Annotated in this window: 11 protein-coding genes and 1 pseudogene; 5 read left to right on the plus strand and 7 right to left on the minus strand. The window is 73.8% G+C overall.

Going from position 1 to position 14,115, the window contains the following annotated elements:
- Positions 1-1,296 (minus strand): annotated as a pseudogene (locus tag ABZV78_RS15670) (hypothetical protein); the annotation flags it as partial.
- A 137-nt stretch (positions 1,297-1,433) separates the two neighbouring features.
- On the opposite strand from ABZV78_RS15670, the gene valS reads away from it, so the two are divergent.
- Positions 1,434-4,049 (plus strand): valine--tRNA ligase, encoded by a 2,616-nt coding sequence (valS, locus tag ABZV78_RS15675; protein ID WP_355639069.1) that lies wholly within the window; start codon positions 1,434-1,436, stop codon positions 4,047-4,049.
- Positions 4,050-4,128: 79 nt separating this feature from the next.
- Here valS and ABZV78_RS15680 read toward each other — a convergent pair whose 3' ends face one another.
- The 5 genes from ABZV78_RS15680 to ABZV78_RS15700 form a co-directional block, all read right to left on the minus strand.
- Positions 4,129-4,608: a hypothetical protein gene (locus tag ABZV78_RS15680; protein ID WP_355639071.1), complete on the minus strand. Its 480-nt coding sequence runs from the start codon at positions 4,606-4,608 to the stop codon at positions 4,129-4,131.
- Positions 4,609-4,801: 193 nt separating this feature from the next.
- Positions 4,802-5,512: an ABC transporter permease subunit gene (locus ABZV78_RS15685; RefSeq protein ID WP_355639073.1), complete on the minus strand. Its 711-nt coding sequence runs from the start codon at positions 5,510-5,512 to the stop codon at positions 4,802-4,804.
- Between the two features lie 3 nt (positions 5,513-5,515).
- Entirely contained in the window at positions 5,516-6,469 is a 954-nt protein-coding gene (locus ABZV78_RS15690; protein ID WP_355639075.1) for an ABC transporter ATP-binding protein, read from the minus strand.
- A complete protein-coding gene (locus ABZV78_RS15695) occupies positions 6,466-7,347 on the minus strand; it encodes an ABC transporter permease subunit (protein ID WP_355639077.1) in 882 nt (293 codons plus the stop codon). Before ABZV78_RS15695 ends, ABZV78_RS15690 begins: the two co-directional genes overlap by 4 nt.
- Positions 7,340-8,254 carry an ABC transporter ATP-binding protein gene (locus ABZV78_RS15700; protein ID WP_151464732.1) on the minus strand — a complete coding sequence of 305 codons (915 nt, stop codon included), beginning with the start codon at positions 8,252-8,254 and terminating at the stop codon, positions 7,340-7,342. The genes ABZV78_RS15695 and ABZV78_RS15700 overlap by 8 nt, the downstream gene beginning before the upstream one ends.
- 142 nt (positions 8,255-8,396) lie before the next feature.
- On the opposite strand from ABZV78_RS15700, the gene ABZV78_RS15705 reads away from it, so the two are divergent.
- From ABZV78_RS15705 to galT, 4 genes are all read left to right on the plus strand, one after another.
- Positions 8,397-8,954 (plus strand): DM13 domain-containing protein, encoded by a 558-nt coding sequence (locus ABZV78_RS15705; protein ID WP_355639079.1) that lies wholly within the window; start codon positions 8,397-8,399, stop codon positions 8,952-8,954.
- A gap of 114 nt (positions 8,955-9,068) precedes the next feature.
- A complete protein-coding gene (gene cysC, locus ABZV78_RS15710) occupies positions 9,069-10,598 on the plus strand; it encodes an adenylyl-sulfate kinase (RefSeq protein WP_355639081.1) in 1,530 nt (509 codons plus the stop codon).
- Between the two features lie 151 nt (positions 10,599-10,749).
- Positions 10,750-11,538, plus strand: coding sequence for a DeoR/GlpR family DNA-binding transcription regulator (locus ABZV78_RS15715; protein ID WP_355639083.1), 789 nt, complete (start codon positions 10,750-10,752; stop codon positions 11,536-11,538).
- Entirely contained in the window at positions 11,535-12,608 is a 1,074-nt protein-coding gene (gene galT / locus ABZV78_RS15720) for a galactose-1-phosphate uridylyltransferase (RefSeq protein WP_355639084.1), read from the plus strand. Before ABZV78_RS15715 ends, galT begins: the two co-directional genes overlap by 4 nt.
- 258 nt (positions 12,609-12,866) lie before the next feature.
- Here galT and ABZV78_RS15725 read toward each other — a convergent pair whose 3' ends face one another.
- Positions 12,867-14,084, minus strand: coding sequence for an NADP-dependent isocitrate dehydrogenase (locus ABZV78_RS15725; protein ID WP_355639086.1), 1,218 nt, complete (start codon positions 14,082-14,084; stop codon positions 12,867-12,869).
- Positions 14,085-14,115 lie beyond the last annotated feature (31 nt).

Raw genomic sequence — 14,115 nt, forward strand, 5'->3', positions numbered from 1 at the left:
GCCGGGGTCAGCCGGCCGACCCGCCCGACCTGCGGGTTCGACCGGGTCGCCCCGTCCCACCAGCGGCTGTTCGGCGGCGGCGCCGGCGGCCGGTGCGGTGGCGGCGAGCACGAGGCCGAAGCCGAGGGCCAGCCCGAGCCCGACCGCGGAGAGCAGCGACGAGAGCAGCCCGGTGGCCGGCAACTCGGCGTGGACGACCGGGGCGGCGAGCGGGACCGCGAGCGCGGCCAGCACCAGCCCGGCCGCGTCCCAGGGCAGCGTCCGCGGCGCGAACCGGGCCAGCGCCGTGCCGGCCACGACCGCCACCAGGCCGGCCAGCAGGACGAGGTACGCCTGCGGCCGATTGAGGACGAAGGTGAGCCGGAGCCCGAGGAGCAGCAACGGCCCCGCGGCGAAGCCGAGCACCACCCAGCGGGCGGCCGGCGCCCGTCCGGTCCGGTACGCGTACCCCAGCAGGACCAGCCCGGCGGCGACGGCGACGGCCACCGGGGCGAAGTACGCGAACGACTCCACGAACCGTTCCCGGCGCGGCCCGACGAGGCCGTCCTGGCTGATCCGGAACACGTCGACCACCCACCACCGGAGGGACAGCCCGCCGACCGTGACCACGGCCGCCACGACGGTCGCCACCAGCGGGCCGAACCGTGGCCGACCGGGGGCCGGCGCGACCGCCCCGCCGGGCCTGCCCGCCAGCACCGCGGCGACGACGGTGAGCAGCACGGTCACCGCGACCTGCGCGGGCCAGGCCGCGTCTCCGACGCTCTGGTTGCGCTCGTGCATCAGGAGGCGGAACAGGTCCTCGATCCCGGAGTGGAGCACCAGGCCGGCGGCCAGCCCGGCGGCGACCGGCCACCGCGCCGGCCCGGCCAGGCGGCCGATCGCCAGCAACGCCCCGCCCAGCACGAGGCCCGCGCCGACGGCGACGGCGAGGACGGTCAGCACCACCTCGGACGTGACGGGGCGCTGCGGCCCCCAGCCCCCGCCGCGCGCCAGGGCCACCTCCCCGGTCAGGTACGTCAGGACCACGCCGAGCGCCGCGACCGGCCAACCCGGCAGCCGGGTGAACAGGACGGTGGCCGCCAGCACGGTGGCGAGCAGGGCTCCGCCGCACAGGGCGACCGCCGTGTCCGCGAACCGGACGGGACCGGACGGGAACCCCTGGATCAGGTCGGCGACGCTGGACAGCCGAGCCACCGCGAGCCCGGACACCCCGAAGAACGCCCCGACGGCGACCGCTGCAGCGGTGCCGGCCACTGTGGACCGGACCGCCGTCGGCGTGGGCGCAACCTCGTCCATGGTCTGCCTCCCCCGCGTCAATGGACCGGCAGATGCTGTCACAGGGGCACGCCGGCCCGCTGTCCCCACGACGGCCGGTGGCCGCCACGGCGGCGAAAGTCGTGGAGCGGCCGGGGTCGGCTGCCTACGATCGGCTGATGACCGATACGGCGAGGACGGCCCGCGCCGGCGTCCCCGAGCGTCCGACCCTGGACGGCATCGAGGAGCCCTGGGCGCGCCGCTGGCAGGAGGACGGGACGTACGCGTTCGACCGCTCGAAGGCGCCCGTCCGGGGTCGCGGCGCGGCGTCAGACGCGCCGAGCCCGGATGGGCGTAGGTCTGACGTCTACGCGATCGACACGCCGCCGCCGACCGTATCGGGCGAGCTGCACATGGGGCACGTCTTCTCCTACACGCACACCGACACGGTGGCCCGGTTCCAGCGGATGCGCGGCCGGACGGTCTTCTATCCGATGGGCTGGGACGACAACGGCCTGCCCACCGAGCGGCGGGTGCAGAACGTCTACGGGGTGCGCCCCGACCCGGCCCTGCCCTACGACCCGGACTGGCAGCCGCCGGCCGCGCCGGTGAGCGAGGCGGCCCGGAAGGACCCGGCGACGATCTCCCGGCGCAACTTCATCGAGCTGTGCGAGGTGCTCACCGCGGAGGACGAGAAGGTCTTCGAGGCGCTGTGGCGGCGGCTCGGGCTGTCGGTGGACTGGTCGCTGACCTACACCACGATCGGGCGGGTGGCCCGGGCCACCAGCCAGCGGGCGTTCCTGCGCAACCTGGCGCGGGGCGAGGCCTACCAGGCCGAGGCGCCGACGCTCTGGGACGTCGGGTTCGCCACCGCGGTGGCCCATGCCGAGTTGGAGGACCGGGAGCGGCCGGGCGCCTACCACCGGCTCCGCTTCCAGGGGCCGGGCGGGCGCGAGGTGCTCATCGACACCACCCGGCCGGAGCTGCTGCCGGCCTGCGTGGCGCTGGTCTGCCACCCCGACGACGAGCGCTACGCGGACCTGGTGGGCGCGACGGCGCGTACCCCGGTCTTCGGGGTCGAGGTGCCGGTGCACGCGCACCCGCTGGCGGACCCGGCCAAGGGCACGGGCATCGCGATGGTCTGCACCTTCGGCGACCTGGCCGACGTGACCTGGTGGCGGGAGCTGCGGCTGGACACCCGGGTGGTGATCGGCCGGGACGGGCGGCTGCTGCCGGAGCCGCCGGCCGGCGTGCCCGCCGAGCCCTACGCGGCCCTGGCGGGGCAGACCGTGAACGGCGCCCGGCGGACGGTTGTCGAGCTGCTGGCCGACGCCGGTGACCTGGTGGGCGAGCCGCGCCCGATCACCCACCCGGTGAAGTTCTACGAGCGCGGCGACCGGCCACTGGAGATCGTCTCCACCCGGCAGTGGTACCTGCGCAACGGCGGCCGGGATCCCGGCCTGCGCGAGGAGCTGCTGGCCCGGGGACGCGAGCTGCGCTGGGTGCCGGAGCACATGCGGCACCGCTACGAGCACTGGGTGGGCGGCCTGACCGGTGACTGGCTGGTCAGTCGGCAGCGCTTCTTCGGCGTGCCGGTGCCGGTGTGGTACCGGCTCGACGACGCTGGCGAGCCGGACTGGTCCCAGCCTCTCACACCGGACGAGTCGTCGCTTCCGGTCGACCCGTCCAGCGAGCCGCCGCCGGGCTGGCAGGAGGCGCAGCGCGGGGCGCCGGGCGGCTTCGTGGGCGACCCGGACGTGCTGGACACCTGGGCCACCTCGTCCCTGACCCCGCAGATCGTCGGCGGTTGGGAGACCGACGAGGACCTGTTCCGGCGGGTCTTCCCGATGGACCTGCGCCCGCAGGGGCAGGAGATCATCCGGACCTGGCTCTTCGCCTCGGTGGTCCGGGCGCACCTGGAGCAGGGTGTGCTGCCCTGGCGGGACGCGGTGCTCTCCGGCTGGATCCTCGACCCCGACCGGAAGAAGATGTCCAAGTCCAAGGGGAACGTGGTCACCCCCATGGGCTTGCTGGAGCAGCACGGTTCGGACGCGGTCCGCTACTGGGCCGCCAACGGCAAGCCCGGCATGGACCTGGCCTTCGACCCGGCGCAGATCAAGGTGGGGCGCCGGCTCGCCACCAAGCTGCTCAACGCGTCGAAGTTCGCCCTCGGGCTGGGCGCCGCGGACGCGCTGCGGGCGCCGGCGACCGCGCCGCTGGACACCGCCATGCTCGCCGAACTGTCCGGCGTGGTCGCCACCGCGACCACCGCCTTCGACGGATACGACCACACGGCCGCGCTGATCGCCACGGAGGCGTTCTTCTGGCGCTTCTGCGACGACTACATCGAGCTGGTGAAGGAGCGCGCCTACGGCACCGGGCCGGGGGCGGACTCGGCCCGGGCGGCGCTGGCCACCGCGCTCTCGGTGCAGTTGCGGCTCTTCGCCCCGGTGCTGCCCTTCGTCACCGAGGAGGTCTGGTCGTGGTGGCGGTACGGCTCGGTGCACCGGGCGCCGTGGCCGACCACCTACGAGGTGGGCCGGGCCGTGCAGGGGCCGGGTGACCCGGAGCTGTTCCGGCTGGCCGCCGACGCGCTGGGTCAGGTGCGCCGGGCCAAGTCGGAGCGGAAGCTGTCGATGAAGGCGGAGGTGCCGCTGGCCGAGGCGCTCGGGCCGGCCGCCCTGCTCGACCGGCTCACCCTGGTGGCCGACGACGTCCGGGCCGCGGGCCGGATCACCAAGCTCGACCTGCTCCCCGACCGCAGCCCCGAACTCGTCATCGCCTGCGCCTTCTGAGCCGCCGCGCAGACCGGCCCACCGAGCGCGGAGTGGCTGCCCGCCCTGCGGCAGCCACTCCGCGCCGGCGGGACCCGGCTCAGGTGGCCGAGCAGGCGGTGTCGAGCTGCTTCACGGCGGTGGTCAGCGGGGCCTTGCTCGGCGCCTTCTTCGGTGCCGTCGCCCACGTGTCGGCGAGGTCCGACATCGCGGTCGCGACCTTCTTCACGGCGTCGTTGACCGTGGTGCTGCTGGTGAAGGCGTTCGCGTAGAGCGACGCGGCGCCGGCGGAGTACTGTGCGCTGACCGCGGAGTGCCCGGCCGGCGGCCCGATCTTCTCCGCCGCGGCGACCTTTTTCAGCGCGGCCTGGATGTCCTTGTCGATGGCGGTGCAGGCGGCCTTGGTGGCGGCGTCCATGGCGGGCGCACCGGTCGCGGTGGCGCTCGGCACGGCGGCCGGCGCCGTGGTCGCCGCGCCGGCGCCGCCGGACGCCACCGGCCTGTCGCCGTCGTCGCAGCCGGACATGACGAACACCGCCACCGTGGCCGGAATCAGCAGTGCGAGCCGAGTTGAGCGCATCGTTTCTCCCCGTTGTCTGGTGCTTTCGCCGCCGGAAGCTACCAGACCCCCGGATCGTCCCGATCGTGGATTTCGGCCGCCCGGCGGTCCTTTCGTCCACGTCGTACCGCGTCCAGCGCCGTTCCCGGACGCGACCGGGGCCCCGCTCGACGCGCCTGCATCGGCGGCGTCGGGCGGGGCCCCGGTCGTGCGGTCAGCTGGTCTCGCCGGCCACGCTGAACGAGCGGAGGCGGTCGATCGCGAGGACGGTGAAGCCGACCGCGATCAGCGCGCTCATCACCGCCGCGACCGGCACCGACACGTCCGTGGCGAGCAGCTCGGTCGGCGCGATCCGGTCGGCGAGCGCGATCACGTACTGCTGGATGGAGAGCACCTTGGTGCCGCTCACGAAGTTGCCGAGCAGCCCCTCCCAGATCAGCACGTAGACGAGGCCGAGCAGCACCGGCCGCCGGGTGAGCAGGCTGAGCGCGACGAAGAACGCGCAGTAGGCCAGCGCCCCGATCGACGCGGCGACGGCGAGCGCCAGGCCGAGGCGTACCGAGTCGGCGAGCACGCCCGCGACGTAGAGCGGCACGGCGACGGTGACCGCCGTGACGCCGCCGGCCACCGCCAGCTTCGGCAGGACGATCTGCCAGCGCGGCAGCGGCTTGGTGAGGATGTGCACCACCGTGCCGTCGTCGATCTCCGCGCCGAGCACGCCGGTGCCGACGATCAGCGCGACCACCGGCAGCACGACGGCCAGGCCGAGCCCGACCAGCACGGCCGGCCCCCACTCGCCGGGGTCGACGCCGAGCGAGCGGGAGAGGATCGCCAGCGCCAGCAGCAGCGCGGGCAGCGGGAGGAGCAGCAGGAACCGCCGCCGGCCGAACAGGCCGCGCGCGGTGATCCAGGAAACGGTCGACATCGTTCAGCTCCCCACCAGGTAGGAGAAGACGCTCTCCAGCGATTCGTCCTCGGGCGTCAGCGACCGGACCCGGAGGCCCCGGGCCAGCGCGATCTTCGGCAGCGCCCGGGTGAAGGCGCCGTAGTCGCCGGCCCGCACGGTCAGCCCGTCCCGGCCCAGTTCCACCCCGGTCACCGACTCCTCGGCCATCAACGCGACCGCGAGGGCCCGGTCGTCGGTCGAGCGGACCAGGAAGACGTGCGGCCGGTTGGTCATCAGCCGCCGGATGGTCCGGTAGTCGCCGGAGGCGGCCAGCCGGCCGGCGACCATCACCTGCACGGTGCCGGAGACCTGCTCGACCTCCTCGAGGATGTGCGAGCTGAACAGAATGGTCCGGCCGGCGTCGCCGAGGCGGTGCAGCAGGCCCATCATGTGCAGCCGCTGCCGCGGGTCCATGCCGTTGAACGGCTCGTCGAGCAGCAGCACCTGCGGGTCGTGCACCAGGGCGGCGGCCACCCGGGTGCGCTGCCGCATGCCCTTGGAGTAGGTGCCGATCTTCCGATCCTGCGCGGCCTCCATCTCGACCAGCGCGATGGCCCGGCGGGCCGCCGCCTCCGGGTCGGGCAGCCGGTGCAGCTTGGCGCTGGCCAGCACGAACTCGTACGCGCTGAGGAAGGTGTGCACCGCCTCCCGCTCGCTGACCAGGCCGAGCCGCCGGTAGACGTCGGGGTGGCGCCAGGTCGGCGAGCCGTCGAGGGTGACCTCGCCCCGGGACGGGGCGAGGAAGCCGGCCATCATGTGCAGCAGGGTGGTCTTGCCCGCGCCGTTCGGGCCGAGCAGGCCGGTCACCCCGGGGCCGAGCCGCATGGTGACGTCGTTGACCGCCACCACGTTGCCGTACCAGCGGGAGACGCCGGCCAGGTCGAGGGTGGAGGCGGGGGTGGCGGGGGCCGCCGGCTCCGCGCTGATCGTGGTCATCGGGCGGCCACCTTCCGGTATCGCAGCAGCAGCAGGGTGACGCAGCCGGCCACCAGCAGCACGGCGGCGGCCACGTAGACCGGCCCGAAGCCGCCGATCTGCGTCTCGGGATCCCCGCCGGGGACGAGCAGGTCGCCGAGGGTGTACTGGCCGACAGCATGGATCAGGGCGGTGGGCGAGCCGAGCATCGCCAGCTCGTTGACCGTGCGGGACGGCATGATCGACAGGATGCCGACGATCGGGGCGGTCATCAGGAACACCGCCACGATGCCGCCGGCAGCGAAGGCCCGCTTGCCGGTGAGCGAGGCGATGAGCAGCCCCACCGAGGCGAAGACCACCGCCCAGAGCGCCGCGTAGAGCAGGCCGGGCAGCAGGTCGAGCAGCTCGTCCCAGACCCCGCCCAGCCCGTCCTTGGTGGTGAACGCGGCGCCCAGGAACATCACCAGCTGCGGCGCCCCGAGCAGCAGCCAGAGCGCGGTGACCAGCGACCCGAGCTTGGCCAGCGCGTAGTCGCCGCGCGGCAGCGGGCGGGAGAAGTAGAGCGGCAGCACGCCGCTGTGCAGGTCGCGGGACACCAGCTCCGGCCCGACCACCGCGACGAAGAAGATGACCAGCCAGCTCATCGCGTCGGCGAACTGGGCGTACGTCATGACGACCTGGCCGGTCTGGGTGCGTACCGCGGTCAGCCCGGCGGCGACGATCAGCACGATGCCCATCACCAGCCAGGGGAAGATCTTCGCCTTCGCGGACCGGCCCAGCCCGAAGGCGGTGCGCAGGCCGTGCAGGTAGAGCGCGCCGAACACGTGCCGGCGGCCGAGCCGCGGGCCGGTGTAGCGCTGGTAGCCGATGTCGTGGATGACGCCGGTCGGCTCAGACATGGCTGGGCTCCCTCGTGGCGAACAGTTCGGCCACCCGGTGCCGCCGCTGGTCGAGCCGGTGCAGCGGCAGGTCCAGCTCGGCGACCGCGCCGATGATCAGGTCATAGGTGGCGTCGTCGGCGAGCGGGACGAGCAGCAGCCGCCCCTCCCGGGACACCGGCAGGTCGAGCGCGGCGAGCCGGGCGGCCAGCTCATCCGTGCCCTCGCTCACCTCGACGGCGAGCACGTCGGTGGCCGTGGTCATGGCGGAGATGCGGTCGGCGCGCAGCAGCCGGCCGCCGTCGATGGCGACCAGCGTGTCGCAGATCCGCTCCACCTCCCCGAGCAGGTGCGAGCAGACCACCACCGAGATGCCGAACTCGGTGCCGATCCGGTGGATCAGGGCGAGCATGGCGTCGCGGCCGGCCGGGTCCAGGCCGTTGGTCGGCTCGTCGAGCAGCAGCAGGTCGGGGTCGTGCACCAGGGCCTGGGCGAGCTTCACCCTCTGCTTCATGCCGGTGGAGTAGCCACCGACGGCCCGGTGCCGCTCCTCGTGCAGGCCGACGTGGCGCAGCGCCTCGGAGGCCCGCTCCCGGGCGACCGTGCGGGGCAGCCCGCTGATCCGGCCGAGGTGGGTGACCAGCTCGGCGGCGGAGAGGTCGGGCGGGAGGGCGTCGTGCTCGGGCATGTAGCCGACCCGGGCGCGGACGGCCGCGGGGTCGGTGGTGGGGTCGAGGCCGAGCACGGAGACCCGACCGCTGGTCGGGGCGAGCAGGCCCAGCAGGATCTTGATCAGGGTGGACTTGCCGGCGCCGTTCGCGCCCACCAGCCCGATGATCCCCGGCTCGACCGACACCGTGAGGTCGGCCAACGCGGTGACCCGGCCTCCGTACGTCTTGGTCAGCGACTCGGTCGCGAGCAGTGTCACGAGGCCAGCGTAGGAAGCGCGGGCCGCTCCGGGTACCCGGAAACACTCGGGGTTGCCCCTGATTCCGCCCGGACGGGTCGGTAAGGCTTCCGTAAGCGGCCGGACGGGTGACCGCGGGCCGCCGCGACGGGAGACTCGACGCATGTCGATCCGCCTGCTACGCGCCCCGCTGATCTGGGTCGCGGTCGCCGTCCTCGCCGCCGGCGCGGCCGCCGGCCTGTACTGGTTCCAGCCGTGGAGACTGGTCACCGACACCGAGGTGCGCGAGGAGCTCACGGCGGTGTCCGGCGAGCCGGTGGCCCCGCCCGGCACCGCCACGCGGGCCGCCCCTGTGCCCACCGGGCCGGTGCTGGTCAGCCGGGGTGACTTCGTCAGCCACGAGCACGACACCCGGGGCGTCGCCCGGATCGTCCGCACCGCCGACGGCCGGCACCGGCTGGAACTGGTCGGGCTGGACACCTCGAACGGTCCGGATCTTCAGGTCTGGCTGACCGACCAGCCCGTTCGGACCGGTCCGTCCGGCTGGCACGTCTTCGACGACGGCCGGCACGTGGCGCTCGGCCCGCTCAAGGGCAACCGGGGCGACCAGGCGTACGAGATCCCGGCCGGGACCGACTTCAGCGGGCTGACCAGCGTCTCGATCTGGTGCGAGCGGTTCGCCGTCTCGTTCGGCGCGGCCCCGCTCGCCGCCGCCGGCTGAGGCCGCTCCCGCGACGGGTGGTTTGCCGGCCGGTGACCGGCAGGTGGAGTGGCGCTCTCGACCGATCGGCGGTGGACTGAGAAACTGTGTGCCGGCCGGTGAGTTGGGGGTTCGATGAGCAACGGGTGGCTGCTGCCCGAGGACGTTTTGCGGGACGCGCCGGCGTACGCGCCAAGGCCCGCTGAGCTGGCCGATCTGGGGTTGCTGCTGACCGGGGCGTACGCCCCGCTGACCGGCTTCATGACCCGGGCCGACCTGGCCTCGCTGGCCCGGCGCGGCCGGCTCGCCGACGGCACGCCGTGGCCGGTGCCGGTGACCCTCCAGGTGCCGGCCGCGCTCGCCGACGGGCTGGTGCTGGACGACCCGCTGCGCCGGGCGCTGGTGCTCACCGACGGCGAGGGCGCTCCGGTGGCCGCGATGGACGTGACCGACGCCTGGCCGGTCCGCGAGGGCACGGTCGGCGTGGGCGGCGCGGTGCGCCCGCTGGGCGACGGCGGCCACGGGCCGTTCCAGCGGCTGCGGCGCAGCCCGGACGAGGTCCGGGGGCTGCTGCCCCCGGGGCGGGTGCTCGGCGTCTTCGCCGACCGTCCGCTGCACCGGCCGCAGCTCGCGCAGATCGCGCACGCCGCCCGGACGCTCGGCGCGCACCTGCTGGTGCTGATCCCGGTGAGCGAGGAGGCGACCGGCGGGCTGCCGGCCGAGGCGCTGGTGCGCAGCGTGTTCGCCGCCCGGGACCGGATGCCCCCGGCCACACTGGTGGCGGTGCCGCTGGCGAAGCGGCGCGACGAGATCAGCGACGCGCTGCTGCGGGCCCGGGTCGCCGCCGCCTACGGGGTGACCCACCTGCTCTCCACCGAGGGCATGCTCTCGGGGGCCGGTCTGCGGGTGCTGGTGCCCCGCGAGCTGGCCTACGACAACCGGGACGGGCAGTGGCGCTGGCGGGAGGACATCCCGCCGCGCAACCGGCGGCTGGCGCTCAGCCAGGAGGAGATCGACGACCTGCTGGACCGGGGCTTCCCGCTGCCCGAGTGGCACACGCCGCCGGCGGTGGCCAAGGAGCTGGCCCGGGCCCGCCCGCCGCGCCGGCACCGCGGTCTGGTGATCTTCCTGACCGGTCTCTCCGGCTCCGGCAAGTCGACCATCGCCCGCGGGCTGGCCGACCAGCTGCGCGAGGGCGGCGACCGGACCATCACCCTGCTCGACGGCGACGTGGTGCGCCGGGAGCTCTCGGCGGGGCTGGGCTTCGGCAAGGCCGACCGGGATCTCAACGTGCGCCGGATCGGCTGGGTGGCCGCCGAGATCGCCCGGCACCGGGGCGTCGGCATCTGCTGCCCGATCGCCCCGTACGCCGCGGCCCGGGCCACCGCCCGGGAGATGGCGCAGGCCGCCGGGGCCGGCTTCCTGCTGGTCCATGTGGCCACCCCGCTGGAGGTCTGCGAGCAGCGCGACCGCAAGGGCCTCTACGCGCGCGCCCGGGCCGGCCTGCTCACCGGGATGACCGGGATCGACGACCCGTACGAGGAGCCGACCGACGCCGACCTGGTCGTCGACACCACGGACATGACCGTCGAGGAGGCGGTCCAGCGGGTGATGGAGCACCTCACCGAGACCGGCTGGGTGGAGACCCGCCTCCAAACCGCCTGATCCGGCACCACCGACCGCCGCCGCCCCGCCCCGGGACGGCGGCGGTTCCGCGTTCCTTCCGTTGTCCGCCGCTGCGCGGTAGTGTTCATCTTTGTTGGAACGCGTTCGACCACGTGGACACGGGGTCGGGGAGTCGGGAGGTGGCGGCGGGGTGCTGGCACGGCAGCGGCAGGCGGTCATCCTGGAACGGGTCCGCGCCGCCGGAGGCGTCCGGGTCACCGAGCTGGCCGCCGAGTTCGGCGTCTCGGACATGACCATCCGGCGCGACCTGGAGACGCTGCACGAGCAGGGTCTGCTCGCCAAGGTGCACGGCGGGGCGACGCTGGCCGGCCCCGGCTCCACCGACGAGCCCGGCTTCCGGGCCAAGTCGGTCCGCCAGTCCGTGGAGAAGGCCGCCATCGCCGGCCGGGCCGCGGGGCTGGTCCGCCCCGGCGCCGCGATCGCGCTGTCCGCCGGCACCACCACCGCCGAGCTGGCCCGCCGCCTGACCGACGTGCCGGGCCTGACCGTGGTGACGAACTCCCTGCCGGTGGCCGAGATCCTGCACGTGGGCGGCCGGCCGGACCAGACCGTGGTGCTCACCGGCGGCGTGCGCACCCCCTCGGACGCGCTGGTCGGCCCGCTGGCCGTGGCCGCCATCGGCGCGCTCCACCTGGACCTGCTCTTCCTCGGCGTGCACGGGATCAGCGAGCGGGCCGGGTTCACCACCCCCAACCTCATGGAGGCGGACACGGACCGGGCCCTGGTGGCGGCCGCCGACGGGCTCGTGGTGCTCGCCGACCACACCAAGTGGGGCACGGTCGGCATCTCCTCGATCGTTCCGCTGGACGCCGCGGACGTGCTGGTCACCGACGACCGGTTGGCGCCGGACGCGCGCCGGGTACTCGAGGAGAGGGTGGGCGAGCTGGTGATCGTGCCGGGCACGGAGGGGGCGGAGTGAAGCGTACGCAGATCGAGCTGGCCGACGGCCGCGAGTTGATCTACTTCGACGAGCGGGACGACGCGGTCCGGGACCAGCCGGACCGGCGGGAACTGCCCCCGCCGCCGCACGCCTCGCAGCTCCGCTACGACCCGCTGACCGACGAGTGGGTGGCGGTCGCGGTGCACCGGCAGACCCGGACCTTCCTCCCCCCGGCCGACCAGTGCCCGCTCTGCCCCTCCCGCGGCGACCGGCTCAGCGAGATCCCCGCCCCCGACTACGACGTGGTCGTCTTCGAGAACCGGTTCCCGTCACTGAGCCAGCGGGTCGCCGAGGAGCCGGCCGAGATCACCCCGTTCACCCCGGTCCGGCCGGGGCGCGGCAAGTGCGAGGTGGTCTGCTTCACCGACGACCACAACGCCTCGTTCGCCGGCCTCTCCCCCGGCCGGGTGCGGACCGTGCTCGACGCGCTCGCCGACCGCACCACCGCGCTGGGCGAACTGCCCGGGGTGGAGCAGATCTTCCCGTTCGAGAACCGGGGCGTGGAGATCGGGGTGACCCTGCACCACCCGCACGGCCAGATCTACGCGTACCCGTTCGTCACGCCGCGGACGCGGACCATGCTGGCCGCCGCCCGCCGGCACGCCGAGCGCACCGGGGGCAACCTCTACGCCGACGTGCTCGCCGCCGAACGCGCCGCCGGCGACCGGGTGGTGGCGAGCAACGAGCACTGGACGGCGTACGTGCCGGCGGCGGCCCGCTGGCCGTTCGAGGTGCACGTGGCCCCGCACCGCCCGGTGCCGGACATCCCGGCGCTGGACGACGCCGAGCGGGACGCCTTCGGTCCGCTCTACCTGGACGTGCTGCGCCGCTTCGACGGGCTGTTCGACATGCCGATGCCGTACATCGCCGCCTGGCACCAGGCCCCGGTGCACGTCGACCGGGAGCTGGGGCACCTGCACCTGCAGCTGTTCAGCATCCGGCGGGCCAAGGACAAGCTGAAGTATCTGGCCGGCTCCGAGTCCGGGATGGGCGTGTTCATCAACGACATCGCCCCGGAGCGCGCGGCGGAACTGCTCCGCGCCGCCTGACCTCCCGCCCCACAACAGGGCGCGGGGGGCCCGGGACAGGGCCCCCCGCGAGGGAAGGGACGGCTGGCTGTGTGCGACAGCCGGGAAGGCTGGCTGATCGGCGCTCAAGCCGCGAGGCGACCGCGGTCAACCTTCCTGGACGGGACTGGCATCACGTCCACCCTGCACAACGAGGCGTGCCCGCTCCGGGTGACGCCCGGCGGGCACGACGGAGCCCGCCGGCCAGAGGCCGGCGGGCTCCGGTGCGAACGAGGGTGATCAGGCCGACAGCTTGCGGGCCAGGTTCTCGTCCAGCGCGTTCATGAACTCGTCGGTGGTCAGCCACGGGGCGTCTCGCGAGATGAGCAGCGCGAGGTCCTTGGTCATCTGGCCGCCCTCGACGGTCTCCACGATGACCTGCTCCAGGGTGTTGGCGAACTCGGTGACCGCCGGGGTGCCGTCCAGCTTGCCCCGGTGGGACAGGCCCCGGGTCCAGGCGTAGATCGAGGCGATCGGGTTGGTCGAGGTCTTCTCGCCCTTCTGCCACTGCCGGTAGTGCCGGGTGACCGTGCCGTGCGCGGCCTCGGCCTCGACGGTGCGGCCGTCCGGGGAGAGCAGGACGGAGGTCATCAGGCCCAGCGAGCCGAAGCCCTGCGCGACGGTGTCGGACTGGACGTCACCGTCGTAGTTCTTGCAGGCCCAGACGTAGCCGCCCTCCCACTTGAGCGCGGCGGCGACCATGTCGTCGATCAGCCGGTGCTCGTAGGTGATGCCGGCGGCGTCGAACTCGGCCTTGAACTCGTTCTCGAACACCTCGGCGAAGATGTCCTTGAACCGGCCGTCGTACGCCTTGAGGATGGTGTTCTTGGTGGACAGGTAGACCGGGTAGTTGCGGTCCAGGCCGTACCGGAACGAGGCCCGGGCGAAGTCCCGGATCGAGTCGTCGAAGTTGTACATGCCCATGGCGATGCCGCCGCCGGAGAAGTTGGCGACCTCCATCTCCACCGGCGCGGAGCCGTCGGCCGGGGTGTAGGTGACGGTCACCTTGCCGGGGCCGGGCACGACGAAGTCGGTGGCCTTGTACTGGTCGCCGTGCGCGTGCCGGCCGATGATGATCGGCTTGGTCCAGCCGGGGACGAGCCGCGGCACGTTCGACATGATGATCGGCTCGCGGAAGACCACGCCGCCGAGGATGTTGCGGATGGTGCCGTTCGGCGACCGCCACATCTTCTTCAGGCCGAACTCCTCCACCCGGGCCTCGTCCGGGGTGATGGTGGCGCACTTGACGCCGACGCCGTGCTCCTTGATGGCGTTGGCGGCGTCGACGGTGACCTGGTCGTCGGTCTCGTCGCGGTGCTGGATCGACAGGTCGTAGTAGTGCAGGTCGACGTCGAGGTAGGGCAGGATCAGCTGCTCCCGGATCTGCTTCCAGATGATCCGGGTCATCTCGTCGCCGTCGATCTCCACGACCGGGTTGTTTACCTTGATCTTCGCCATCGGCCGGCGCTCCTCTCGGGGGACACGTGCT

Source organism: Micromonospora sp. NPDC004540, from assembly GCF_040610095.1.
Lineage (GTDB): Bacteria > Actinomycetota > Actinomycetes > Mycobacteriales > Micromonosporaceae > Micromonospora.